Source organism: Ruegeria sp. AB7, assembly GCF_056542625.1.
In genome coordinates, this window is sequence record NZ_JBQGAC010000002.1 from 199551 (window position 1) to 224989 (window position 25439).

A 25439-nucleotide genomic window follows, 5' to 3' on the forward strand; every position below is an offset into this window, starting at 1 on the left:
CCCTTATGCGTGGATCGCGCGGCCCAGGGCGTCGAGGCAGGCTTCTTTGACGGCCTCGCCCATGGCCGGGTGCGCATGGCAGGTTGCAGCGACTTCGGACACCGTTGCGCCCTTTGTCATCGCCAGAACCAGTTCAGCGATCAGATCGCCGCCATGGGCTCCGCAAATATGCGCACCCAGGATCTGGCCGTTCGGGTCAGCCAGAACCTTCACTGCACCGTCTGTTTCACCAGTCGAACGCGCGCGTGAGTTCGCCATGAAGGCGAATTTGCCGACCGAATACTCGGCACCGGATTCTTTCAGTGCTTCTTCGGTCAAACCAACCGAGGCGACCTCGGGGTCGGTGTACACCACGCCGGGAACGGTGTTGTAATCGACGTGGCCAGCTTCGCCTGCCAGCATTTCTACACAGGCGACACCATCTTCTTCGGCCTTGTGCGCCAGCATAGGTCCGGGAACGCAATCACCGATGGCGTAGATGCCCGGGACAGATGTCTGAAATGCGCCGTCAACTTCAATGAAACCGCGTTGGTTCACGGCCACGCCCAGCTCTTCCAAGCCAAGGCCACGTGTGACTGGGCGGCGACCCACGGCGATCAACACCTTGTCGGCCTCGATCACTTCTTCTTTGTCCTTGCCGACGCGGTCCACAGTTAGTGTCAGGCCAGTATCCGTTTTGTCGACGGATTTCAGTGCCCGGCCCAGCTGGAATTTCAGGCCACGTTTTGACAGCGCGCGTTGCGCCAGCTTAGCAATTTCACCATCCATGCCGGGCAGCACGCGGTCCAGATATTCGACGACCGTAACTTTGGCTCCGAGACGCGCCCAAACTTGCCCAAGTTCCAGTCCGATGACACCGGCACCGATCACCACCAGATGCTCGGGCACACTCTCCAGCGCAATCGCGCCCGTCGAACTGAGGATATCTTGCTCGTCAATCTCAATTCCTGGCAACGGAGTAGGTTCGGAACCAGTGGCAATGAGGATGTTCTTGGCCTCATGGACTTCGTCACCTACCTTGACCTGACCAGCGGCCGGAATACTGGCCCAACCTTCGATCAGATCAACGCCGTTTTTCTTGAACAAAAACGCAATGCCCTTGGTCAGGTCGCCTACGATCTTGTCCTTGCGTCCCATCATTGCGGGCACATCGATGCTGGCCCCCTCGACCTCAATACCGTGGGAGGAGAGATGTGCAAGTTCGGCATATTTGGCCGAGGAGGTCAGCAACGCTTTGGAGGGTATGCACCCCACATTCAAACAGGTCCCGCCAAGCGCACTGCGGCCTTCAACGCAAGCGACTGTCAGGCCCAGCTGTGCCGCGCGGATCGCGGCGACATAGCCGCCCGGACCGCCCCCGATGACAATAAGATCGTAAGTCATTTGGTCTTCTTTCAGTAGATCGGGTGGCTTGCGCAGAGCGCGCGGACCTTTTCACGGGTTTCCTTTTCGACGGTCTCGTCACCGTCAGACGATTGTGCCAGCGCGTCCAACACATCACCGATCATGTGGCCAATCTGTTTGAACTCTTCTGGTCCAAACCCACGGCTGCAGCCTGCGGCCGTACCAAGACGGATGCCGCTGGTGACAGTGGGCTTTTCGGGATCACCCGGAACGCTGTTTTTGTTGCAGGTGAATCCTGCACGCTCTAGCGCCGCTTCGGCGTCTTTGCCGGTTACGCCGACTGGGCGCAGATCAACCAGCATAAGGTGGTTTTCAGTGCCGCCCGAAACGATGTCGCACCCGCGCGCCATCATCACGTTGGCCAGTGCCGAGGCACTGTCGACAACGCGCTGCATATATTCTTTGAATTCAGGCTCCAGCGCTTCACCAAATGCGACTGCCTTGCCTGCGATCACATGCATCAGGGGGCCGCCCTGCAGACCCGGGAAAACAGCCGAGTTGATCTTTTTTGCCAGCGCTTCATCGTTTGTAAGAATAATCCCACCGCGCGGACCGCGCAGCGTCTTGTGCGTAGTCGACGTAACAATGTGTGCGTGCCCGATGGGCGAGGGATGCAGGCCAGTCGCAACCAAGCCGGCGATGTGGGCCATGTCTGCCAGAAGCCACGCGCCAACTTCATCGGCAATGGCGCGGAAGCGTTCGAAATCGATCTTTTGCGAATAGGCCGATGCGCCTGCAATGATCAGTTTGGGCTTTTCGGCTTTCGCCAATTCTTCAACCTGATCATAGTCAATCAGCCCGGCCTGGGTCAGGCCATATTGAACCGGACGGAACCACTTGCCGGACTGAGCAGGTTTTGCGCCATGGGTCAGGTGACCCCCAGCATCCAGCGACATACCAAGAATCGTGTCACCTGGGCTGAGTAGTGCCAGCTTAACCGCTCCGTTGGCTTGCGCGCCCGAGTGCGGCTGAACGTTTGCATATTCACAGCCAAACAGCTTCTTCAATCGATCAATGGCTTCGGCCTCAACCTCATCCACATATTCACACCCGCCATAATAGCGGCGACCCGGATAGCCCTCGGCGTATTTGTTTGTAAGTACGGAACCCTGCGCATCGATCACTGCCTGAGAGACGATGTTCTCGGAAGCGATCAGTTCGATCTGTTCAGCCTGGCGTGTGCCCTCGCGTGCGATCGATGCTGCGATGACGGGATCAGCCTCGGTGAGCGGTTTTGTGAACATGATCTCCTCCTGTAATCTCGTTTCCAGTGTACGAAATTTTGTTTCCTATAGTGGAATTAGTGTACGCAAGGCAACAAAAATTTCATCACAGTAAAGTTGTTTGGCTCGGGGGAAATGAGTAAGCTTTGATAAAACAAGGAGATTCCCATGTCTGAGGACAACCTGAAAGATGGTGCCGGACCGGAAGAACAGGACGAGGGGGCGGCTTTGGGTCGGTCGATCCGGGATGCACGCCGCGCAAAAGGCTGGACATTGGAGGAGGCCGGGCGCGAAGCGGGAATCGGTCGATCAACACTTTCAAAGATCGAAAACAACCAGACACGACCAAGTTTCGAGATCGTGCGGCGGCTGACACAGGCCTTGGACATGAACACGCCACAGCTGTTCTTGCAGTCCGCTCAATCGGGAATTTCGGGGCGACGTGATTTTACGCCGAAAGGGCAAGGCGAGATAAGAAATACGCCGACCTACATGCACGAATTGCTGTGCTCGGACCTGACCAGTAAGCGAATGCTTCCTTACATCGCGACGATAAAAGCGCGTGACATATCAGAATATGAGAACTGGATCAGGCACACAGGCGAAGAATTCATGTACGTTATCAGTGGCGAGTTGATATTCGTATCCGAGCATTACCGCCCCTTACCGATGAAACCCGGAGACTCTCTGTACTACGATAGCGGTATGGGGCATGGCTGTATTTCTACGAGTAAGGAAGACGCCAGGGTCCTGTGGGTTTCGCTGGAATGACACGTTAGGCCACGGCGCTTTCGCGCAGAATACCAATACCAACCTGAGCAAACGGATATCTCATGGACCGGACTATTTTCACTGGAACTATGCCTGCCCTTATGACGCCGTGTAAGGCCGACAGGACACCTGACTTTGACGCGCTGGTCAAAAAGGGCAAAGAGATGATCGCGGCCGGCATGTCCGCTGTCGTCTATTGTGGCTCGATGGGGGATTGGCCGCTTCTGACGGATGCCCAACGGATGGAGGGCGTGGAACGACTGGTCGACGCTGGCTTGCCGGTTGTCGTGGGGACGGGTGCCATCAACTCGAATTCCGCTGTGGCGCACGCAGCACATGCACAGAAGGTCGGCGCGGCAGGGTTGATGGTTATCCCTCGGGTTCTGTCACGAGGCTCATCGGTTGCCGCGCAAAAGAACCATTTCAAGGCTATTCTTTCTGCGGCACCGGACGTGCCTGCGATCATCTACAACAGCCCTGTCTATGGGTTTGCCACTCGTGCGGATTTGTTTTTTGCACTGCGGGCCGAGCATCCGAATTTGGTTGGCTTTAAGGAGTTCGGGGGCAAGAGCGACCTGCGCTATGCCGCCGAACATATTACATCGCAGGACGATCAGGTCACTTTGATGGTAGGCGTCGATACTGAAGTCTACCATGGGTTTGTGAATTGCGGCGCCACCGGATCGATCACCGGGATAGGAACGGCGCTGCCCAAAGAGGCATTGTTGCTTGCGGCGCTTTCGAAAAAGGCAGCAGAGGGACATGCCGAAGCACGGTTGCGTGCGCGCGAACTGGACGAGGCATTTGGCGTTCTGGCAAGTTTTGACGAAGGCACGGATCTTGTTCTTTACTACAAGCATCTGCTGGTGCTGAACGGCGAAGAAGAATACCGCCTGCATTTCAATGAAACCGACGTGTTATCCGACGCCCAGAGAAATTACTGCGAGCAACAGTACAATTTGTTTAAGTCGTGGTTTACCGATTGGGTTCGTCAGGGTGGGGTCATTGCGGAATGCATGTGATTGACAGCCATACCGGTGGAATGCCCACACGGGTCATTCTGGACGGGGGGCCTGATCTGGGTTCAGGATCACTGGCTGAACGCGCCAAGCGACTGGCAACGGAACATGAGCGGTTCTACAAGTCTGTTCTACTGGAGCCACGCGGCCAGCCCGGCATGGTCGGGGCGCTCCTTGTCGAACCGGTCAGTGCTGAATGCAAAGCGGGCGTGATCTACTTTGACGCGGATGCGGTACTGGGCATGTGCGGCCATGGGACGATCGGGTTGGGCGTAACATTGGCGCATCTTGGACAGATCGAGGTTGGCGCGCACCGAATCGAAACTCCGGTAGGTGAGGTTAAGATTGATCTGCTGGACGCCAACACCGTGCAGGTCACCAACATTGAAAGCCGCCGCGTACATCAGTCCGTGACGGTCGAGACTGCAGGGTATGGCCCCGTCACCGGCGATGTCGCTTATGGCGGCAATTGGTTCTTCATTGTCGAGCCAGGCCCGATCCCGGTTACGCCTGAGAACATTCGCCCGCTGACCGATATGGCTATCGCAATTCGCGAAGCCTGCATTGCGCAAGAAGTTGGTGGCGAAAATGGCGAGCCGGTTGATCATGTGATCTTTCAGGGCACCTCACCGAATGCAGGTATTCATAGCAGAAACTTTGTTCTGTGCCCCGACGATGACTATGACCGTTCGCCTTGCGGCACCGGCAGCTCGGCCCGGCTGGCCTGCCTCGCGGCTAGTCGGCGCTTGTCCGCTGGAGAAGAAATCGTTCAGGAAAGCATCATCGGAAGTTCGTACAGGCTGTCCTATCAGCCGGGGCATGGCGGGGGCATTGTCCCTCAGCTAACTGGCCAGGCGCATGTGATGGCAGAGGGTAAGCTTTTCTTTGCGCAGAATGATCCGTTTCAATTTGGTATTGCGCGTTGACGCAGGGAGACGAGCAAGACGGAATCCCATTCGGGCGTCGTGTTCAGAAAATCGTATCAGGTGGACAAACCGGCGTAGACACTGCCGCATTGGAGTTTGCCCGTGCAAATGGCATCCCCTATGGCGGCTGGGTGCCGAAGGGTCGAACGAATGAGGATGGGTTGATTCCGGCGCATCTCAGCGGGCTTGTTGAAACGAAGTCTGAAGATGTCGCTGAACGGACAAGGCTCAACGTCTTTGCCAGTGACGCCACGCTTGTTTTTATCGACGGATCAGACAGTCCCGGCACGCGGAAAACGGTTGAGTTTGCAGTTGATGCTGAAAAACCGCATCTGGTGGTGGATATAAGAAAAGGAAAGGCCGATTGCGCGCAACAGATGCGGACTTGGCTGAGCGCCATCCCTGTAACTGTTCTGAACATTGCAGGCCCGCGCGCTTCGGAGGCCCCCGAGATTGGTCCGCGTGTGCACGAGGTGCTGGACGCTTGTCTGGATCAGTTCATTCAGCCCAAGTAATCGCGCAGCGCTGGCGGAGGATTGTTGAAGAGTGTCTCGGTCTCAGCAGGTGGATGTGCGATTTGATCCGCAACCAATACGGTTTGGTCGGTTATCCAAAGCGCATCCCGTGGGTCGTGGCTGACCATAAGCAGTGTGGTTTTGGTCTCGGCGACTAATTCAGCGACCAGATCGAGCATCTCAGTTTTCAGGGCAGGCCCGAGCGCTGCAAAAGGTTCGTCGAGCAATAACACCTGACGCTTTTGCACAAGTATCCTCGCCAGCGCCACGCGGCTTTGCTGACCACCTGACAATTCGGCGGGCTTTCTGGCCGCCATTCCCTGCAGGCCAACGCGGCCAAGGGCCGATTGAATGTGGTGTTGGTCGTCTGCGGTCAAACCTCCATTGGGCCTTAGGCCCAGGGCGACATTCTGTTCGGCGCTCAGGTGAGGAAACAGGTTTCCGTCTTGAAACAGCATTGCGATCGGTCGATTGCCTGGTGGTAATGTCGATAGGTCATGATCCTTCCATTGGATGTGCCCACTTCTCAGGTCTCGAAAACCCGCGATAGTTTCAAGAAGAGTTGATTTTCCTGCCCCCGACGGACCGATGATCGCAACGCTGGATCCGGCCTTGACCTCAAAGTCAGCGCTTAGTTGGAAATTGCCAGTTGCAATGATGCAATTGTCAAGCTTCAGCATGCCAGCGACCCCCTCGATCCAGAACCCAGAAAACACCCATCGATAGTATAAGCAGCAGCAGCGCGCCTCCTGCTGCGGCCTGCATCTGGTAGGCGCCCATCAGGCGGTAGATTTGCAGGGGCAGCGTTGCGATCTGCGCATCTGCAAACAGGGCGATCACACCCAGATCACCCATGGACAGTGCCGCCGTCAGGCCCGCGGCAAAACCGACCTGGGGGCGCAGGCGTGGAAGCATGACACGCAAGAAAAAGGACCAGTTGTTCATGTTCAGGGCCAGTGCCAACCGCCCGTGCCGTTCCAACACATCGCGCGCTGCGGGAACTAAAATTCGAAGGGCGAAGGGCAAGGCCATGACCGCGTTCACAAGCGCGGTTACCGGCAACGCGAGAGTTGTAGGATTGGCCAGCGGGCGGATCAGAATAAAGAGACCCGTACCAATGACCAAGGGCGAGGCGGCGAGGCCAAGAAGTCCGCCAAGTTCGACGATGCCGAACCGGCCTGTCGCGACAGCTGTCGCCATGGGCAGGGCCAGCAGTAATAGGAGGATGGTACTGGCGGCGGCAACACAGATTGAAATTATAGCGGCACGGAATACCAAAACCGGCATCTCAAACAGCCCAGCGATACCCGAAATCGTGACGGATGCCAGAGGTAGCAGCAGGAACGCGGCGGCGGTGATAATCCAAAACGCATCCAGCAGTGGTCCTCGGCCATCCCAGCGCCGGATCTCACGATTCAGGCCGGTACCGAACCCGTCGCCGCGCGAGAACTTTAAGGCTGCCAACGCAGCCGCTGCAGTCAGGACAAGTTGCAAAGCGGATAATAAGGCGGCGCGCCCTAAGTCAAAATCATATGTAAAGGCCTGATAGATCGCGAGTTCAATCGTGGTGGCGCGCGGCCCTCCACCCAGCGTCAGGGCAACCGCAAAACTGGTCAGGCAAATGGCGAAGATCACGGCCAGCACTCCGGGCAGAATGCGGCGAAGCATTGGCAATTCGATCAAACGGAACATTGCCATTCCTTCGCACCCAAGTTGGGCCGCTAGCCGGAAACGCTCGGCAGGGATCTCCTGCCAACCCTGCAAGATCAGGCGTGTTGCCAGAGGTAGATTGAAAAATACGTGGGCCAGAACGACACCGTGCAGCCCATAGATTCGAATGGGCGGCAGACCGAAATAGCCCAACGCGTCCGAGATCCATCCTGCCCGGCCAAAGACCTGAAGCAATCCCAGAATGGCGACGATGACCGGCAGGATGAAAGGTGCGCCCAACAGCGTGATAAGGACGCGCCTACCGGTGAACCGGCGGCGGGCCAGCGCGCGGGCGACCGGAATAGCCAGACCAGCGCTGAACACTGCAGAGAGTGTTGCTTGCAACAGGGTGAAGCGTAAGGCTGCCCAGTCGGCTGGACCAAACCCACCGCCAGAATCAGCGCGCACCGCCACCATGAACAGTGTGCCCAATATCAGCGCGGCAACGATCGCAGCCGCACTGACACCAGGAAGCGGGTTTACTGGCTGAGTGCGCCCAACCATTCCGAAAGCGCCTGTTCCCGCGCGATGGCGGCTTGGTCCTGATCAAACAGCAAGGACTTCTGAGGGATCGTTAGAGTTTCAAAACCTTCGGGCAGACCGGAAGATGGGGTTACGGCCGGGTACATCCAGTTGGTTGTTGGAATGATCATCTGAAACGCGTCAGACACCATGAAGTTCAGAAACTGATCTGCCAGCTCGGGCTGATCGGAATTGGCTAGCTTGGCCGCAACCTCGACCTGCATATAATGGCCTTCGTCAAAGGCTGCCGCTGCTTTACTGGCATCTTCCTCGGCAATCAGGTGATAGGCTGGCGAGGTCGTATAGCTTAGAACCATGTCGGCCTCACCTTCAAGGAACAAGCCATATGACTCGGACCAGCCCTTGGTCACCGTCACGATATTGTCAGCAAGGTCAGCCCAGATTTCTTGGGCTTCATCGCCATACGCGGCCTTGACCCACAGCAGAAGACCCAGCCCCGGCGTCGATGAACGCGGATCCTGAATGATGATCTTGATGTCACTATCTGCCAACTCGCGGAAGCTGGTAGGAGCGGCAAAATCTGCATTGTGAACAAATGCAAAGTAACCCCAGTCGTAGGGTGCAAAAACTGTGTCGGTCCACTCGATGGGCAGAGCATACTCGGCAGTGACTGAATGAGGTGCAAACAGGCCGGTTTCTTTAGCCGCCGATATCAAGTTGGTATCCAAACCCAATACAATATCGGCGTCGCTGTTTTCGCCTTCCAGCCGAATGCGTGACAGCAGTGCCGCGCCATCTTCGACGCCGACAAGGTTCAGGTCGCATTCGCATTGCGCTTCAAACGCCTCTTCGACCTTCGGGCCGGGGCCCCAGTCCGAAACGAAGCTGTCGTAAGTATATACGGTCAACGTGGGCTTATCGGCTGCCACAGCCGAAGTCGCAGTCAGTATTCCCGCAGCAATTGCCAGATGTTTCATATCATCCTCCAATGCGGCGAGAGGGTAAGGATGGATGAAACCTGTACCTTTCCCTCCGCCGGTTCTAGCCGGTTCAGGTTCAACGGGTTTACCAATTGGCATCTCAGCGCGGTCTTTAGCGCACCCCGAGGTAGGGTCGTGATTAGGGGGATGAGAGGACGATTTCAACCGAAATCGTTAGGTTCTCGTTCAATAAGCATTGAGTGAAATACCATAAGAACGAGCCACGATGCCAGAGAAGTCCTTTAGGAGATATGCGCATATTTGACGCGCATATAGTATATTGATATTCTCAGGCACAAGGAGGCCAATACAGAATGAACGCTCAACCACGCAAACCGACCAATCTATCACTTGATAGCGCTTTGCTCACCGAGGCCAGAGCGCTGAACGTGAACCTGTCGCGTGCCGCCGAAGAAGGAGTGCGTGCCGCCGTTGCCGCTGCGAAGGCAGCACAGTGGAGGGCCGAAAACGCGGAGGCACTGCAAAGCTCAAACTCGTATGTTGAACGGCACGGGTTGCCCTTGGACCGCTTTCGTCAGTTCTGATGCCGAAATACGATGTATTCCCCAACCCATCCGGCGATGGCTATCTTCTGGATGTGCAAACCGATCTTTTGAGCGATCTGAATACCCGCATGGTGGTGCCGCTTTTACCAAAAGCACATGCGCCGAAACCAGCGACCCGCCTCAACCCTGAGTTCCTGATAGATGGTGAGCAGGTTGTAATGGTGACCCAGTTCATGGCTGCTGTTCCTGTGGGACTCCTCAAATCACCCGTGGGTCATCTGAAAGATGATTTCGAGCAGATCACCGTGGCCGTAGACATGCTGATGCAAGGTTTCTGAACGACAATGGCTGGCCTCATTGGCCAGCCATCTTGCACGCATAACACCTGTCAGGTGTTATGCTTCTGCTCTACTTGTCGCGCAGTACCACGACACTGCAATGTGCATGACGGACCACACGTGCCGCCGTTGAACCGATCAGATAGTCCGAAAGGCCCGGTTGGTGTGACGCCACTACTATGCAGTCCACTTTGTGTTCCTCGGCCCAATCCAGAATGGAATTTGTTGGATGACCTGTAACAACATGGGTGCCGATCTTCGGAGACTCCATCGATGCGTTCAGTTTGTCCTCAAAATCAGAAACGCTTTTCTGAACCTGCTCGGGTGGAAAGTATGACCCGATATACGAAGGTAGTTCTTCGAGAACGGACAGCACCGATACTGTCCCGCCATCCGATAGCAAGCGGCTTGCTGCATCCAGAGATTTGGCACAGTCGTTGATGTGATCAGGGGCGACTGGAACGAGGATATGGTTATACATCTGTACCTCCGGATTATTTCAGGATGTTGGGCAACCAGGTAGCGATCTGCGGGAAGATGAAGATCAGTGTCAGGCCAACGAACTGGAGTGCCACAAACGGGCCAACCGAATTGTAGACATCCCCCATGCTGACATCCTTGGGCAGAACCCCTTTGATCCAGAACAGCACAAAACCGAACGGAGGTGTCAGGTAAGCGATTTGGATGTTCACGATGAACAGCGCGCCAAACCACAGCTTGTCGATCCCCAATTCGTCGATAATCGGGATGAACAGTGGTGTGCAAAGCATGATGATGGCCCAATCATCCATCACCATACCCAGGACGAGGATGATCAGCATCATCATCAGCAGGATGCCGGTTGCACCGCCGGGCATGGAAAGAACCAGATTGGTCAGCAGGTCCTGGCTGCCAAGCGTGTTGAACACATTAAGATAGACGGTGGCACCAATCAGAATCCAAAGCCCCATACCGCTGAGCTTCAAGGTGGACACCAACGATTCCCTCAGCACCTCCCAGGTCAGTTTGCCGTAGATCAGGTTGATGACAAAGGCGCCTGCGGCACCAAATGCGGCAGCTTCCGCCGGTGTTGCGATACCGCCCCAGATGACGCCCAGAACGATGATGATGAGTAAGGCAAACGGCCAGATGCTGAAAACGGCGGTCAGTTTTTCGGTGCGGGTGAATTTCTGATCAGCGGGCAGGGCGGGGCCCAGCTCGGGCTGGATTTTACAACGTACGCCGATGTAGATCGTGTAGAACGTGGCCAGCATCAGGCCGGGCAGCAACCCCGCCATGAACAGGTCACCGATCGAAACCTTGGCCAGCAATCCATAGAAGATGAACGGAACGCTTGGTGGGATCAGAGCACCCAACGCACCGCCTGCCGCGATACAACCGATCGCGATACGGCGATCATATTTGTAGCGCATCATCGAAGGATAGGCGATCTGACCCATCGTAGTGGTCGCCGGCGGTGTGATCCCGGTGATTGCAGCAAAAACAGTACAGACCTGAACTGTACCCATCGCGAGACCACCATGAATGTGGCCGATCAGCTTGTAAACGGCGTCATAGGCCGTTTCGGCTATCCCCGAAAATCTTATGAGTGAGCCCATGAACAGGAACAATGGCACTGTGACCAGTACCGAATTCCAAGGCGTTGAATAGAATGCACTGGGTACGGACAACAGCGCGCGAGGTTCGAAAACCAGGGCAAATAGAACCGCTGTTCCGCCCAAGCCGAACGCAACCGGCAGCCCCATGAAAAGGATCCCAAACAGTATTAAGAAATACAGCGCTGTAATTAGTTCGAGGCTCATGATCTTTAGCTTCCCTACCTAGTGGCCGTTCGCGCGGTCTTTGCCGGGTTGTGTGTCAGCAGTGCTTTTAACACTGACATGCGCCCGTCTGGTCCGCTGGCCCGACGATTGGGCCAGCGAAAGAGTTTTAGCTATATTGGAAAGATGACATTGCGCGGGATTATTGCGCGTTCGCCTTGTCTTCCAGGAACCTCTTGAAGATTTCCACGCCTTTGGCGTTGCCCTCGGATGCGGCTGCAACCTGCGGCCACACTTCGGCAATTGATTTCTCGCGCATACGAGCAACTTCTTCATCGCTCAGCTCGATTACTTCACCACCGGCATCGCGCAGGATTTGAAGCGCTTCTTCGACACCTTCCGCATGCATGCGGCTGGTTTCGAAATAGGTTTCTTCGAAAACACCGTTGATCTTTTCGCGCTGCCAGTCGGTCAGGGCGTTCCAGCTCTGCAGGTTGATGAAGATCTCCTGGTGCTGAGCAGGGTTCCAACCGGGCATAATCGCATAGTCGATAACTTCCTGGAACGACATGTCATCGATGCCGCCTGTATCCCAGTAGGTGCCTTCAATGGTGCCCAGTTTGATTGCGGTGTAAATCTCACCACCGTTCATCGAGACCGGCGCGCCGCCCATGGTCGAGTGGAAGATGGCCTGGGGTCCACCGGCGCGCATCTTGCGGCCTTCCAGATCTTCCAGTTTTTCGACACGGAACTTGGTGAACATTGCGTTCGGTCCCTGGTTGGTCCAGCCTGCCCACTGCAGGTTCCGCGCATTGGCGGCCTCTTGCACGATGTCCCCAACGCGGTAGTCGGGGTTGCCCCACATCACTTCCCACGCTTCTTCGGTGTTGTCGGCGCCCATGGCCATGCCAAACGCCAGCATGCCTTCGGGCATGTCGCCACCATAGACTGAACCCCAGCCCGCGTAGCCATCGGTCAGACCAGCAGCCGCTGCGCCAAAGGCCTCTGCACCACTGACCAGCGCCCCTGCGGGCTCAACACGGATTTTGACCGTGCCTTCAGTCGCTTTTTCAACTGCTTCAACCCAAGGGATCAGGCCATTGTCCCAGCCGGCATCGGTCTGGTCAAATGCGGGCTGGAAGGTCCACTCGGTTACTTCATCCGGCGGCCCATCTTGTGCGACGGCAATGCTTGCGGTCACGGCTATGGCGCCTGCCCACATGGTTGTGTGCACAAACCTGTTTGGTTTCATGTTAATTCCTCCTCGTTAGTGGATCAGTCTATTTTCGTTTGTATTTGCGGGCGCCCAGAACAGCGTGTCTAACTGCGCCCGAAGATCGTTTGCAGATCGCGGAGCAAGTGTTTCAGGACCACCAAGAGAACCATTGCGCCGCTGAGCGGGATCGCAAATTTGATCGGATAAATCGGGATCGGAATGGATGTCGGGGTCTTCTGATTAAGCATCAGAGACAGCGATGCGGCTTCGTAACCCTTCCAGATCAATGCGACCAGAAACAGGATTGCAATCGGTGCCGTCAGGACATCCAAAATCGCTTTTGACCGCTTGCTGGCGTTTGCATAAAACAGGTCGAGTTTGACGAAACTGTCATGCTGCAACGCATAGACGCCGCCGGTGCATGCCAACAACACCATCGCAGCTTGCAATGTGGTGCCGATCCACTGGGAGGGCGCGTTCAGTACATAGCGCATGAATACGTCCGACACGCCAAACGCCATGCAATACAAGATGAGAAACCAGCCGATGCGGCCCATGACTTCTGAGATTGCGCTTGTCAGCTTTTCCAGACCGCGCATCAGCATGCCAACCTCGTTGTGTTTTTCATGGATCTGGTTCTCCCTCAAAAAATCTGTGCGCTGAATTGATGTACCGGACCCTTCGCGTCGGGGTTCGGACGGACATCAGAGAAACGTCTGCTGAATCGCTGTTCACAGAGTCGACGCATATCCCACTCCTGCAAAACCATGCGAATGGTCTCCCTCCCTAGTCGCATCGAACGGCCCGGGTGATCCCTAATTTCGACATGGAACTTCCCGGATCGCTACAGCAAACGCGAAGGAGTTCGACTGAGAAAGATACAGTTGTTTGTAATAATGGGTACAGATTTCATCGCGCCAAGTGACTATTCGATGCCGCGATTCAGTCCCGCGCGTTAAGATGTTTCAAGTTCAACAATGGCAGCGCAGGTTGCTTAAGCACATCTGTGGTCTGTATAAGTACTTTAAAAACATAGCGTTGGCTGAAGTCGCTTTTTTGAGTTATCATCAACACGCTTTTAGTAAGAGCGCTATTGCTTTCAGCATTGCCAGCACAGAATTGGGGAATTTGGCGTCATTTCCACTTTGCATGGAGCACTTGAAAACATGGATACAGTTTGCAAATCGCGTCGCAGAATTTGCGACTAGAGCCTGACAGGACATGACACAACGGTTGAGCATCGACAAATCTCAGTCCAGCGGTTTGCGAGATCAGATCGTCTCGCAGATTTCACGACTCATTTTTGAAGGTTTGATGCCGTCTGGACTAAAGCTTGCCTCATGTCGGGGGTTGGCGCGGGATCTCGATGTTTCGATCAATACGGTCGTCGCGGCTTATCGAAAGCTTGAAGAAGAGCAACTGATCGAGGCTCGGCCCCGCTCGGGTTATTATGTCTGCTCTGACGTGGGGATTCGCACGGACGGTGATGCGATTGGGCGAACCAGCACCAGACAGCGCACATCGATTGGCCAGAAACTGAACAAACTGCGCCGCACCGAAGAGATCGAAACCATCCAGCGCCCGAATGACTGGTACAAGTACGACTATCCGTTTGTGTGCAACCAAATCGATGATGGCGCATTCCCGGTTGCGGATTGGCGCGAATGCACTCGGTTGGCCATGAATCGAAAGCACCTGAAAATCTGGTCTGCGGACGGGCTGTACGAGGATTGCTTTGAACTTATCGAGCAGGTCCGGCAGCGCATCCTGCCCCGTCGCGGTATTTTTGAACCCAGCGACTCAATCCTGATCACATTGGGTTCGCAAAACGGGTTGTTTATCACCAGCCTGTTGTTCGGCGGGCGCGATAAAACTGCGGTCATGGAGGATCCGGGATATCCGGATGCACGCAAGATCCTTCAGGCAAATTTTGGGAATGTAAGGTTTCAACCCATTGATAGCGAAGGTCTGATCGTCGATGAACGTCTGCGCGAGGCTGACCTGGTATTCGTAACCCCCAATCGCCAGCACCCAACCACCGTTACGATGTCCGAGCGCCGCCGCAAGGCCTTGCTGCAGGCCGCTGAAGAGTATGATTTTTACATAGTCGAAGACGATTACGAATGCGATGTGGATTACCGGCATTCTACTTTGCTGCCGCTGCGCAGTCTGGATGACACGGATCGACTGATCTATTTGGGCAGCCTTTCCAAAGGTCTTTCACCAGGTTTGCGCCTGGGGTATCTGGCGGCTGCGCCAGAATTTATTGACGCCGCGCGCGATTGCCGGGGAATGATGATGCGCCATCCGCCGATGATTCTTCAGCACACTGCTGCCGCGTTTATCAACTTGGGGTACTATGATGGCTTGTTGCGCAGGGTTCGCCAGAATTATGAGCTGCGCTGGCATCTGGCTGATACGACGATCCGTGAAAAGCTACCCCATTTCCTGAAAACGGGCGAATTTGGCGGAACGGTTTTTGTGCTTTCTGATCCCGAGGCCCGGTTGGATGCCATGACGATATGTCAAGCCGCCCTAAAACGCGGTGTTATTGTGGAGCCGATCGGGCCCTGTTTTTCAAATAAAACCGCAGGGAGATACCACTTTCGTCTTGGCGTCTCGTCAATCCAACCCGGTTCTATCCGAAAAGGGATTGAGCTGTTGTCCGAAGTGATTTCAGACCTACGCGCAACAAACTCGTAATGTCCCAGGGTGGGATGCAAACCAACAGTCCGCAAGCTTAAAATATTGATCGATGGTTCAATCTCCGACAGCTGAGTTTTCCCCCCACAGCATACGTGACACCAGGCTGGCTAGAAGGCTCAGGACGTACCAAGTCAACAGAAAGCCGACGCATTCCAGGGCGAATGACCCCCATTTGTAGAATAGGTCAGCAATAACAAAGGCGATAAGTAGCCAGGGGGCTTCCTGCCGCAAGAATGACTTTACGCCTTGTGATTTAATCGCTCTGTGCATGATGTAGATCCCTGAATTATAAATGGTTATAATGTTTTAGACGATAACGGGCGGATGGCGACGTGGTGCGTCATAGCGCTGCTGTGCGAACCAGGTCATGGTTGGTTCGATGTCAGTTTGGGTGTTCCCGCCCTGTAGCGTGTACCCGGCTGCCAGCCAGGTGAAGCCATCATCGGCAACCTCGGCACAGTTGGTGTAGTCGCCCCATTTTCCCAGACCCGGAGTGTCTGTGCCCCGTCGAGCGAGGGCCAGCCGCCAAGTCAGATCGATATCGTCGTATGAGCCAACAACATGGCTCGGATGCAAATTCCCACCACCCGCAAAGACCGAAAGCCCTACATCACCAACCCGGTTTACAGCTGTCGAGGGGTAGGCGAACGCGATCTGACTGTTCCAGATATCCGGTTCGTCAATCAATGACATGGTTGCTTCGTCAATGCGGACGGTCCTGACGAAAGGGAGTGGCCTGTTGGTCTGACGATTAGCTGTCCACATAAAGCCCAGAACGCCGCGTCCCAGCCAACCAGCCATAATGCGTGGATCAGTGCGCGACATCCAGTCGCCACCGGTGGTCTGCGCGGAATAATTGCCTGCGGACCAAGGCGTGACATCGATGTCGAATTCATCTACGTCCGAGGCGTTCTCGGCCCATCTGAATACGCGGATCTGCGAGTTCGTGTTGTGGCTGGCAAAGTACATCGCGCCGCGTGCGCCTTGTACGCAGCGCAGAGAAAAGTTGTCTTCTGTTTCGAATATGTCGAATGATAGCGTTGCCGCGGTCGCCAGTTCGTCCAGTGAAATCCGCAGAATGACCGAGCGGGTAAACTGGTTAGCCCCGGCCGAGAACACATTGGTGCCCGCATACATATAGTTTTCGGACAACGAAACGTGATTATAGTCGAACCACTCATTGTTCCACGCGGGATCAAGCCCGGCGGGGGTGAAATCCCAAATGTTCCATGTGTCGTTCCCCAAGGTGCGCCCTTGTTTGACCGCAACCCGCAGTGTGTTGGTGCCCCCCTGTTCGATATATTGAAGCAGCCAGATAAGCAGATCCCGGCTTGGGTCGTAAATCGTGGTCTGGTCACAGCAAAACCCCCCGTCAACAGGTGGGAACAACGTGAAAGGGCTCATGTGAGACCAGCTTTGGCCGCCGTCCAGTGACCGACTTGCATACCAGTTGCCAGTGGCCAGAATCTGGCCTCCATTGCTGGAAACTGTCGGCTCGCCCACAGTAGAGGTTTGGCCGTTAGTATCGAAATCCGTAAGGTTTATTGTGTTGAAAATCCTTGGCTGATGGGTCGAGGGCATAGCAGCCTCCGTAATCTATTCATGTCAAAAAAATGTGCGTAATTGATTAGTAATCCAGTTCCGTCGGATCAGCGTCATTGCCGGATTGATCCGAATTATCTTCTTCCAAAGCAGGCCCGCCCTTTTTGCGAGTTTTTGAGACGCGCTCATCGCGTTCGCTCAGCATTTGCGGGGTCATGAGGCCTGACGCCCCGGCCCGTTCGCTCAGGGCGGAATGAGCCGATGGTTGTGGTCTCACCTCAAGTGTGCCCTTTCGGGTCGTTCGCTTTCCACGTGCTTGATTTGCCATTCAACTCTCCTATCCATTCGTCAAGAAACGCATCCGAATTCGCAGGTCGTCGGATGGTGTTGAATGTATTTAACATAGCAGATTTGCCCCGACTCTTCAATTGAGCCGGCTCGATGCGGGGCTCGCTCTGCTTGAATTCGCGCGCGCTAAAGCGGCACCATCCGAGATAAGCGCCCCGATAGCGGGAACAGGCAAGCCTGCAATGAATGATAGATATCCGGTTTGCCGTCAAAGATGGATGTCACGATGTCACCGGATTCATCCACCGCCGGGAACCAGCCGCCATGTTGGTGATCCACGAACGTTTCATTCGCAAAGGTCCAGAGTTTTCTGTACCAAATTTCATCCTCTTGCCTTTTATCCAGTGCGATCAGGGCTCCAACCGCACCAATGGCTTCAGCTACTGGCCACCAGAACCGCGACGCATTTGCGACCCGACCCCCAAAATCCAGCGTATATGCCATGCCGCCGCCGGGCAGCCACGCATCCTTGAGGGCCTGCTCAATCAATCGTCGCGATGACTCGGGCGCGCCCGAGTTTGGTCGGCCTGATAAATCCCAATGCTGCAGCTGAAGTCGCCCAAGCTCGAACGAATGGCCCGGGGTCGTGCCTGCGGGACGGAACATCGGGTCACCGGCATAGCCCCGGTCAATCTGCCAATCTGAGGTGAAATGCTCGGGCAAGCGCCAGTTTTCAGCAGGTGCGATCCGGCCGATAAAGAAATCCAGAATACGACCGGCGCGGGTAAGATAGATTTCGTCGCCTGTCGCCTCAAAAGCTGCAAGCAGTGCCTCAACTCCGTGCATATTCGCGTTCATTCCGCGATATGTGGAAAACGGCGTCCAATCGCGGTTCCATTCGTCGCGGAACAACCCGGTCTCATCATCCCAGAAATGTGTATCAAGGATATCCCGGACTTCGGTCAGCAGTTTGTCAGCTTCCGGGTGCCCTATCTGTTTTGCGCTTGAGGCAGCGAGCAGAACAAAGACATGCCCGTAGGCAAGTTTGCGATCATCTTTGATGTTGTCGCCATCCAAAGCCCAAAGGTAACCGGCGTGATCCCGGTCTTTGTGGTGGCTGTTGAGGTAGGCCATACCGTGATCGATGATCCGCTCTGCGCCTTGAAATTCAATCAGATGCCCCAGAGCGTAAGAATGCACTAGGCGTGTAGTCGTGTGCAGTTCCTGCAATGTGTTTGGCAGCGGGCTGCCATCATGGTCGAGGATGAAAAATCCTGGCTCGGTCCGACAACTTGCGCTGAAAAACGCCAACTGTCGCATAGCCTGATCTTTCAACCACGTGCGGTGTTCAGATGTATCAAGCCAAAAGCCCGGTTCGGAATGCGGGCCGGGTGGCAGAGGCAAGGTGTTGTCCATATTCTTCATCTCGCTTGAGGGACCATTCGGAATCGAACGAAAAAGCGCTGCAAAGCGCGAGTCGCCAATGAACCAAACACCGCGCACGAAGGCAATCGGCAAACCCGCACCGGACTGTCAGGGGTTGCCGTTCAGCCGTCGCAGTCGGCGGAAACTCTTGGTAACTGCTTCAGGTTAATAGGTTAATCCCGGCCAGAATTACCACGGCGATGAACAACGTCTCCACTATGATGAGGGCGATTGCGGCTGCACCGACCGACAGGATCTGTTTAAGGTTTGTCTTCATCCCAACAGCTGCGATCGCAACAAGCAACAACCATCGAGAGCATTGGCTTAGAAATTCTGAAATCGCTGGCGGGATCAATCCGAATGAGGATGCCGCAGCGAGAACCAGAAATCCTAACACGAATCCCGGCAACAGCGGTGGGCGTTTCCCGTCTGCGTCCATTTCAGCAAAGCCACGAATAATCAGTGAAGCGACCAAAACCACCGGTGCCAGCATCGCCACGCGGAACAATTTGACCAGCGTCGCTGTATCTCCGGTTTGTTCCGAGATCGAAAATCCCGCGCCGACAACCTGAGCCACATCATGGATGGTGCCACCTAGAAACACACCGCCCGCAATATCGTTCATCCCTAATGAGCGAACGAGGATCGGATAGGCGATCATGGCGATGGTGGACAAAACGGTCACGCCCATTACCGTGAAAATCAGACGCTCTTCCGAGCGTTCGTCCTTGGGCAGGATTGCACTGATCGCCATTGCTGCCGATGCACCGCAAATTGCGACCGAACCGGCGGTCAGAAAGGCAAAGCGCCATTTGTGGCCAAAAAAACGAGCTACGGACAGGCCAAAACCTATGGTCAACAGCACTCCGACGATCACAAGGGCAATCAGGTCCCAGCCCAGACCCAGCATCAGGGTCATCGACACGCGCACACCCAGCAAGGCCACGCCAAGGCGCAGAAGTGTGCGTGCGGCGAATCCGATCCCCTCAACGGTTTTTCCTTCTTCGCCGAGAAAGCTGACCGCAATCCCCAATAGAAGGGCAAGCAGCATGGCCGGGGTAGCATAATGCTCGGACAGGAACTTGGCGGCGACGGCAACGGTTACGGCAATCATGACGCCGGGAAAGAGCGTGCGAACACGCTCCTTGCTCCGCTCGGTGAGGGATAGGTCTGAGGGATCGGCGGACGCCATAACGGATAGTCTTTCGTTTGTAAGGAATGGGTCGCGAGCCCGCACGAAGGGGCAGGCGAGCTGCCGAGTTTAGGGTTCGCGCGCCTGCAGGATGGTCACCGCGATGATCTGCGTCACATCTTCTGCGCTGCATCCGCGCGATAGATCATTGGCCGGTTTGGCGAGCCCCTGCAAAACCGGACCGATCGCCAGATAACCGCCCAGCCGTTGAGTCATCTTGTACCCGATATTTCCGGCATCCAGATTTGGGAAAATCTTGACGTTCGACTGACCCGCGACCGAGGACCCGGGGGATTTTCGCTCACCAATCGACGGCACGAAGGCGGCATCAAATTGCAGCTCTCCATCCACATTCAACTCTGGGTGTTTCGCCCGCAGAATTTCTGTCGCGTTGACGACTTTGTCCACCGCTGGGTGTTGGGCGCTGCCTTTTGTTGAGAAACTCAACATCGCGATCTTTGGCTCTTCCTGCAGCAATGCCCGCGCGGAAACCGCTGAAGCAGCTGCAATGTTTGCCAGTTCTTCGGAGGTCGGATCGATCACCAAGCCGCAGTCAGAATAGAGCATGGCGCGCGCGCCCTCAGCGGCGGCCTCGGGTGGGTACATCAGGAAGAACGAGGATACCATTCCAGCATCGGGCTTCATCCCGATGACTTGGATGGCAGTTCTGACGACATCGCCCGTGGTATGGACTGCGCCGCCCACGGTCCCGGTTGCGTGGCCCAGCCGTACCAGCATCGCCGCATAGACCAGCGGAGTTTCTGCGGCCTTGCGTGCCTTGGCTTCATCGACACCTTTGTGTCTGCGCAGAGAATGATACTCGGCCGCAAAAGCGTCAGTCAGTTCCGAATGCGCAGGATCATGGATGGCGATACCGTCCCCGGTTGAGCCACCCTCTGCCGCGAGCGCCGCTTTAACGTCGGCCTCAGGTCCAACGAGAATAATATTGGCCAGACCAGCCTTATGGGCGGCTAATCCTCCGGCAACAATGCGGGGATCGGTGCCTTCGCTCAGCGCAACAACTGGGCGGGTTTCCGAGGCACTGGCCGCCAACAACTCGATCGGTGTTTTCGTCATGCTTCTCGGTTCCTGAACTGTTGTTAATCGGCGTCAGAACAGGTGCCTTGAGGTTAACGATGATCGTTTTGGCGCTGTTCCGATTTCGTTTCTTGATTGCTTGGTTCTGGTTCACCGTCAAGCTGTTGCCGATAGGTCCAGAATCGCCATCTGGCTATAGGAGGCGGCTACTCTGGACTTACGGGGTCACTCGATCAGAACCTTGGCGGGTTTAGTCCGGCCTGAAACCAGTTGATGAAAGTGACGATAGAAAACACGGGCAAACCAGTCGCCTGCTGTATGTCCGCCGCGTAAGGGCACATGTTTGTACATTCCAGTACAATTGCACCAAGGTCGGGATTGCCCGCTTGCAGCGCAAGCGCTGCTTCGACATTGTCGTCGCGGGCTTTGTCCACATCAAGCGTCAATGCGTTTTCGAGAATAGCGGTTGTGAATTCGCTGCCGCCTTCGGTGGTGCCAATTGGAGTTCCGTCGGGGACCTGTGCCTTTCGCAGGTGCTCATCCGTAAGTGTTGAGGCGGAGATGGTTAGAATGCCGGCACGCTTTCCTGCAGGAAGGATACGGTTCACCATATCGACCTGCATCATCGAGGACGTCGCGACCGGAACAGGAACCGCCTCGGCCAGTTCATCCTGAAACAGCGAAAGAAAGCCGCAATTGGTGGTGATCCCGTCTACCCCGTCTTTGACAAGTTCCCGTGCGGCATCGATGAACGCTCCAAGCATTCCTTCAGCACCTTGTCGGACCACCAGATCAGGCGAGGCGTTGCGCACGATGCGATAGAGCACGGGAAACGGCCATGTCCGAGCGTTGCCCATGTCACCGGGAATACGTGGAAACTGTGCGTCCAACATCAGGATGCCGACAGATGCGCCGTATATGGATTTTCCGCCCTGCGCGATCATGACTGCGCCTCCTGAATGATGCGGGTCGAGATATCGTCCGACCCTTCCATATAGATGCTTGATATCCCATGGCGCACCGCGTCCTGCACCTGATCCATCCGCTTGTTGATATGGGTGCCCAAAGCCTGCGCGGCCTCATCAGCGTCGCGGTTCATCAAGGCCTGCATGACGCGCTTATGTTCGTCTTTTGAGCGTTGGACCCGGTCCAGACTCATGGAAATCCATCGGATATAGCGAATGCGCTCATTAATCCGCATCAGGGTTTGCAGCAATTCTATGTTGCCAGACAGCCGGGCGATGCCCAGATGAAACGCTTCATCTCGCGTGACGGCCTCTTCAACGGTAAGCCCGGTGATATCGATACCTGTCGCATAAAGTTCGTCGTGAAGCGCCTGCAGTTGTTCTGTGGTGGCCTTGGTGCACGCTGCGCGGACGGCGGCGGTTTCGATGATTTGGCGCAGCTCGAACAGGTCAAAAATGCTTTGGGCATCCAATGGGCGGCAAAAGAAACCCTGTCCCGGGCGGAAGTCGAATAAACGTTCGGCAACCAGCCGGTTCAGTGCTTCGCGCAAAGGGGTGCGGCTGACGCCCAGCTCTTTCGACAGGGCGACCTCGTTCAAACGATCGCCGGGACGCAGGCGGAATGAAACCGCCATGGCCTTCACCTGATCGTAGATATCATCAACGCGTGGACCTGCCATTGGTACTGCCTTTTGGTCATTGCCCCACAGGTGCCACAGGCCAGTCTTGAAATCAATATACAAAACTGTATACAGATCTGTGTGCAGATTAGATTGAGGGAGTCGCCGACCATGACAGGAACGAATTACCTGACCGGAGCCGAGGCAATGGTCCGTATGCTTGAGGCGCATGGCGTGAAGCACATGTTCGGCCTATGTGGTGATACAACCTTGCCATTCTATGATGCGCTATCTCGGATGGATCACGGTATTCAGCACATTCTGACGCGGGATGAACGTCATGCGGCCTACATGGCGGATGGTTATGCAAGGGTGACAGGTAAGCCGGGTGTCTGCGAAGGCCCGTCTGGAGGCGGGGCGACATACATCCTACCTGGGGTGGTCGAAGCCAACGAAAGCTCGGTTCCTATTCTTGCGATCACCTCGGATGTGGCGACAACCAGCCGGGGAAAGTACCCGCTGACCGAATTGGACCAACCCGCGCTGTTCAAGCCGCTGGCCAAGTGGAATGCGTCGCTGGATGACGCCACACGATTGCCGGCCATGGTTCGTGCGGCATTCCGTGCAATGACCACCGGTACACCTGGGGCCACACATCTTGCCTTGCCCTTCGATACTCAGAAAGCGCCGGTGGACGAGGCAGAGATCTGGGCGGATGCAAGACATCGCAGCTATCCGGCGGAACGTGCAGGCCCCGACATGGATGCGGTCGAGGCGGCAGCAGAGATACTTTCAAAGTCTAAATCCGCTGTAGCCGTTTGTGGCGGTGGACCCGTTCTATCAGGGGCAAGCGACGCACTGCGCCGGGTTGCGGGACTGTTGGAAATGCCTGTCGCCACGACCGTGTCGGGGCAGGGCTCGATTGCCGAGACAGACCCGCTCGCGCTTGGTGTTGTCGGATCGAATGGCGGGGTGCCTGCCACCCGCGCTGTGGTAGATGCGGCGGATGTCGTTCTGTTCATCGGATGTCGCGCGGGATCCGTCACGACCGAGCGCTGGAGAAGCCCTGCGCGCGATGCCACCATCATTCATATCGACAGTGACCCGATGGTGATCGGAGCCAACTATCCGACCGAAGTCGCTATTTGTGCCGACGCGCGTCTCGCGCTGGAAGCATTGGCGGACGCATTGGCGGCACGCCAAGACCTGCCCAGGCTGGGCGGGGCAGCCAAATCAAACGCGGCATGGGCGGCCAAATTGGCTGCGTTTGCCCCGCTTGCAGCCAGCCGAGAAACGCCGATCCGGCCCGAGGCTGTCATGGCTTCGCTAATGGATATCCTGGATGACGATGCAATTGTTGTCGCTGATCCCGGCACGCCGTGCCCCTATTTCAGCGCGCACTACCGCTGGCGGAAATCGGGGCGGCATTTCATCACCAACCGGGCGCATGGGGCGTTAGGATATTCCTTGGGTGCCGCAATGGGTGCGCATGTTGGACGGCCTTCGGTCAAGACCTTGTCGGTGATGGGTGACGGCTCATTCGGCTTTACCTGTGGTGAGTTCGAAACCATGGTGCGGCACAACATGCCGATCACCTCAATTGTATTCTCGAACTCGGTCTTTGGCTGGATCAAGGCCGGACAGGACGCAGGGTTTGGGCAGAGATACTACAATGTTGATTTCAACCGCACCGACCACGCCGCTGTTGCAAGCGCCTTTGGTGTGAAATCATGGACTGTCAAAGATCCCGAAGACCTGTCCAAAGTTCTGAAACAGGCTATCGAGCATGATGGCCCGACATTGGTCGACATTCACTCACAACCGCTTCACGAGGCCGCTGCACCGGTTTCGGAATGGGTGGCATAAGAGGCGATCGAAGGGGTTAGCTGAGCCAGAAAATCCTGTGCAATCGTTGATAGGGGTCGCCCTTTCGCGGTGATAATGGCCAGATCAAGCATCACAGCCGGTCGGAAGGGGCGGGTTTGATACCCGCTCTCGTCGTCAAAGGTGACAGTGAAGGGATCGATCATCGCGACCCCCATGCCCTGCTTGACGAAACTTAGCAGGTTTTCTGACAGATGGGTGTGAATCTGGGTCCGCCAGTTGCGCCCCGCTGATTGGAAGATGTCCCGAGTTCGTCGGTGGGTTTGATGCTCTGGCCCCATCACGATGAATGGTTCGTTTTCTAGAATTTCAGGTGTGAGTACATCATAATCTGCCAAAGGGCTGGTTTCCGGAAAGGTCGCCAGCGTTTCGAACTCAAAGACCTGATAGTTCAGTGTGTCATGCAGAATGGGCATCTCGACAATGCCGATCTCAAACAGGCCAGAGATTACCCATTCTTGAATCTTCGAGGAATACTGCGACTGAAAACTCACCGACAGGTTCGGGCGGCTTTCTGCGAAGCGAGCGATCTCACGCGGCATGAAGCCGAAGGATAGCAGATGTGGTGCGGCGATCTGCAATTGACCCGGATGCTTGTTCTGCAGATCCGTGACCGCCTGCGCTACGTGATCCAGCCCCCGAACAACCGTATCAACCTCGCGGTATAGAAGTTCAGCTTCTGGCGTAGGCAGCAACCGGCCTTTGTTGCGTTCAAACAGCGGTAAACGCGCTTCGCGCTCTAGCTGTGCCAACAGATTGCTGATCCCGGGCTGTGAAATCCCAAGCACCGAGGCCGCACCCGTGACAGTGCCGGTTTCCATGATGGCGTGAAAAGCCTGTAGCTGACGAAATCGCAGGGACATCGCTATAGTATCATTTTTCCTGATGACCTCTAGATAATATAGTATTTGAAATGATATCCTCGTCA

25 protein-coding genes and 1 riboswitch are annotated in these 25439 nt (G+C 55.7%); of the genes, 8 read left to right on the plus strand and 17 right to left on the minus strand.

The window, feature by feature from the left end; all coding sequences use genetic code 11:
* Positions 1-3: 3 nt before the first annotated feature.
* Together lpdA and glyA are read right to left on the minus strand one after the other, a co-directional pair.
* Positions 4-1383, minus strand: a complete 1380-nt coding sequence (gene lpdA / locus ACR0EN_RS06950; RefSeq protein WP_170635726.1) for a dihydrolipoyl dehydrogenase — start codon at positions 1381-1383, stop codon at positions 4-6.
* 11 nt (positions 1384-1394) lie between these two features.
* Positions 1395-2648: a serine hydroxymethyltransferase gene (glyA, locus tag ACR0EN_RS06955; protein WP_480585883.1), complete on the minus strand. Its 1254-nt coding sequence runs from the start codon at positions 2646-2648 to the stop codon at positions 1395-1397.
* A gap of 147 nt (positions 2649-2795) precedes the next feature.
* On the opposite strand from glyA, the gene ACR0EN_RS06960 reads away from it, so the two are divergent.
* The 4 genes from ACR0EN_RS06960 to ACR0EN_RS06975 all read left to right on the plus strand — a co-directional run bounded on the left by ACR0EN_RS06960 (position 2796) and on the right by ACR0EN_RS06975 (position 5858).
* Positions 2796-3398 (plus strand): helix-turn-helix domain-containing protein, encoded by a 603-nt coding sequence (locus tag ACR0EN_RS06960; protein WP_170393747.1) that lies wholly within the window; start codon positions 2796-2798, stop codon positions 3396-3398.
* Between the two features lie 62 nt (positions 3399-3460).
* Positions 3461-4420: a dihydrodipicolinate synthase family protein gene (locus ACR0EN_RS06965; protein WP_170422500.1), complete on the plus strand. Its 960-nt coding sequence runs from the start codon at positions 3461-3463 to the stop codon at positions 4418-4420.
* Entirely contained in the window at positions 4411-5343 is a 933-nt protein-coding gene (locus tag ACR0EN_RS06970) for a 4-hydroxyproline epimerase (protein ID WP_170818371.1), read from the plus strand. The genes ACR0EN_RS06965 and ACR0EN_RS06970 overlap by 10 nt, the downstream gene beginning before the upstream one ends.
* On the plus strand, positions 5340-5858 hold the full coding sequence (locus ACR0EN_RS06975; RefSeq protein WP_170818370.1) for a putative molybdenum carrier protein: 519 nt from the start codon (positions 5340-5342) through the stop codon (positions 5856-5858). The genes ACR0EN_RS06970 and ACR0EN_RS06975 overlap by 4 nt, the downstream gene beginning before the upstream one ends.
* On the opposite strand, the gene ACR0EN_RS06980 is transcribed toward ACR0EN_RS06975, so the two are convergent.
* The 3 genes from ACR0EN_RS06980 to thiB are packed head-to-tail and all read right to left on the minus strand — an operon-like array spanning position 5846 to position 9028.
* Positions 5846-6538 (minus strand): ATP-binding cassette domain-containing protein, encoded by a 693-nt coding sequence (locus tag ACR0EN_RS06980; RefSeq protein WP_170818369.1) that lies wholly within the window; start codon positions 6536-6538, stop codon positions 5846-5848. The genes ACR0EN_RS06975 and ACR0EN_RS06980 overlap by 13 nt on opposite strands.
* On the minus strand, positions 6525-8072 hold the full coding sequence (locus tag ACR0EN_RS06985; protein WP_170818368.1) for a thiamine/thiamine pyrophosphate ABC transporter permease ThiP: 1548 nt from the start codon (positions 8070-8072) through the stop codon (positions 6525-6527). The genes ACR0EN_RS06980 and ACR0EN_RS06985 overlap by 14 nt, the downstream gene beginning before the upstream one ends.
* Positions 8048-9028, minus strand: coding sequence for a thiamine ABC transporter substrate binding subunit (gene thiB / locus ACR0EN_RS06990; protein ID WP_170646802.1), 981 nt, complete (start codon positions 9026-9028; stop codon positions 8048-8050). The genes ACR0EN_RS06985 and thiB overlap by 25 nt, the downstream gene beginning before the upstream one ends.
* A gap of 32 nt (positions 9029-9060) precedes the next feature.
* A riboswitch (TPP riboswitch) is annotated at positions 9061-9166 on the minus strand.
* 179 nt (positions 9167-9345) lie between these two features.
* Here thiB and ACR0EN_RS06995 point away from each other — a divergent pair.
* Both ACR0EN_RS06995 and ACR0EN_RS07000 read left to right on the plus strand, forming a co-directional pair.
* The gene (locus ACR0EN_RS06995; protein WP_170406922.1) at positions 9346-9576 is read left to right on the plus strand and encodes a type II toxin-antitoxin system CcdA family antitoxin; all 231 of its coding nucleotides are present in this window, start codon (positions 9346-9348) and stop codon (positions 9574-9576) included.
* A complete protein-coding gene (locus tag ACR0EN_RS07000) occupies positions 9576-9875 on the plus strand; it encodes a CcdB family protein (RefSeq protein ID WP_170818367.1) in 300 nt (99 codons plus the stop codon). The genes ACR0EN_RS06995 and ACR0EN_RS07000 overlap by 1 nt, the downstream gene beginning before the upstream one ends.
* A 70-nt stretch (positions 9876-9945) precedes the next feature.
* Here the strand turns inward: ACR0EN_RS07000 and ACR0EN_RS07005 are convergent, their stop codons facing one another.
* The 4 genes from ACR0EN_RS07005 to ACR0EN_RS07020 all read right to left on the minus strand — a co-directional run bounded on the left by ACR0EN_RS07005 (position 9946) and on the right by ACR0EN_RS07020 (position 13456).
* The gene (locus ACR0EN_RS07005) at positions 9946-10356 is read right to left on the minus strand and encodes a universal stress protein (RefSeq protein ID WP_170393765.1); all 411 of its coding nucleotides are present in this window, start codon (positions 10354-10356) and stop codon (positions 9946-9948) included.
* A gap of 13 nt (positions 10357-10369) precedes the next feature.
* The gene (locus ACR0EN_RS07010) at positions 10370-11677 is read right to left on the minus strand and encodes a TRAP transporter large permease (RefSeq protein ID WP_480585887.1); all 1308 of its coding nucleotides are present in this window, start codon (positions 11675-11677) and stop codon (positions 10370-10372) included.
* A gap of 160 nt (positions 11678-11837) precedes the next feature.
* Complete coding sequence (locus tag ACR0EN_RS07015) at positions 11838-12887, minus strand: TRAP transporter substrate-binding protein (protein WP_170393770.1); 1050 nt, start codon at positions 12885-12887, stop codon at positions 11838-11840.
* 68 nt (positions 12888-12955) lie between these two features.
* Positions 12956-13456: a TRAP transporter small permease subunit gene (locus ACR0EN_RS07020; protein ID WP_170393772.1), complete on the minus strand. Its 501-nt coding sequence runs from the start codon at positions 13454-13456 to the stop codon at positions 12956-12958.
* Positions 13457-14072: 616 nt separating this feature from the next.
* Here ACR0EN_RS07020 and ACR0EN_RS07025 point away from each other — a divergent pair.
* Positions 14073-15554: an aminotransferase-like domain-containing protein gene (locus tag ACR0EN_RS07025; protein ID WP_170625727.1), complete on the plus strand. Its 1482-nt coding sequence runs from the start codon at positions 14073-14075 to the stop codon at positions 15552-15554.
* A 309-nt stretch (positions 15555-15863) separates the two neighbouring features.
* Here the strand turns inward: ACR0EN_RS07025 and ACR0EN_RS07030 are convergent, their stop codons facing one another.
* The 7 genes from ACR0EN_RS07030 to ACR0EN_RS07060 all read right to left on the minus strand — a co-directional run bounded on the left by ACR0EN_RS07030 (position 15864) and on the right by ACR0EN_RS07060 (position 22687).
* On the minus strand, positions 15864-17138 hold the full coding sequence (locus ACR0EN_RS07030) for a hypothetical protein (protein ID WP_170406931.1): 1275 nt from the start codon (positions 17136-17138) through the stop codon (positions 15864-15866).
* 46 nt (positions 17139-17184) lie between these two features.
* The gene (locus ACR0EN_RS07035; RefSeq protein WP_170393778.1) at positions 17185-17427 is read right to left on the minus strand and encodes a hypothetical protein; all 243 of its coding nucleotides are present in this window, start codon (positions 17425-17427) and stop codon (positions 17185-17187) included.
* 146 nt (positions 17428-17573) lie between these two features.
* A complete protein-coding gene (locus ACR0EN_RS07040; protein WP_170635733.1) occupies positions 17574-18803 on the minus strand; it encodes an AGE family epimerase/isomerase in 1230 nt (409 codons plus the stop codon).
* 169 nt (positions 18804-18972) lie between these two features.
* Positions 18973-20004 carry a putative sulfate exporter family transporter gene (locus ACR0EN_RS07045; RefSeq protein WP_170625725.1) on the minus strand — a complete coding sequence of 344 codons (1032 nt, stop codon included), beginning with the start codon at positions 20002-20004 and terminating at the stop codon, positions 18973-18975.
* A 69-nt stretch (positions 20005-20073) separates the two neighbouring features.
* The gene (pta, locus tag ACR0EN_RS07050) at positions 20074-21081 is read right to left on the minus strand and encodes a phosphate acetyltransferase (RefSeq protein ID WP_170818366.1); all 1008 of its coding nucleotides are present in this window, start codon (positions 21079-21081) and stop codon (positions 20074-20076) included.
* A 194-nt stretch (positions 21082-21275) separates the two neighbouring features.
* The gene (locus tag ACR0EN_RS07055; RefSeq protein ID WP_170509055.1) at positions 21276-21986 is read right to left on the minus strand and encodes an aspartate/glutamate racemase family protein; all 711 of its coding nucleotides are present in this window, start codon (positions 21984-21986) and stop codon (positions 21276-21278) included.
* Positions 21983-22687: a GntR family transcriptional regulator gene (locus ACR0EN_RS07060; protein WP_480585890.1), complete on the minus strand. Its 705-nt coding sequence runs from the start codon at positions 22685-22687 to the stop codon at positions 21983-21985. Before ACR0EN_RS07060 ends, ACR0EN_RS07055 begins: the two co-directional genes overlap by 4 nt.
* A 111-nt stretch (positions 22688-22798) precedes the next feature.
* Here ACR0EN_RS07060 and ACR0EN_RS07065 point away from each other — a divergent pair, with 111 nt between their 5' ends.
* Positions 22799-24493, plus strand: coding sequence for a thiamine pyrophosphate-binding protein (locus ACR0EN_RS07065; RefSeq protein ID WP_480585893.1), 1695 nt, complete (start codon positions 22799-22801; stop codon positions 24491-24493).
* On the opposite strand, the gene ACR0EN_RS07070 is transcribed toward ACR0EN_RS07065, so the two are convergent.
* Positions 24454-25374: a LysR family transcriptional regulator gene (locus tag ACR0EN_RS07070; protein WP_170406952.1), complete on the minus strand. Its 921-nt coding sequence runs from the start codon at positions 25372-25374 to the stop codon at positions 24454-24456. The two genes, ACR0EN_RS07065 and ACR0EN_RS07070, sit on opposite strands and share 40 nt — an antisense overlap.
* Positions 25375-25439: the final 65 nt, after the last annotated feature.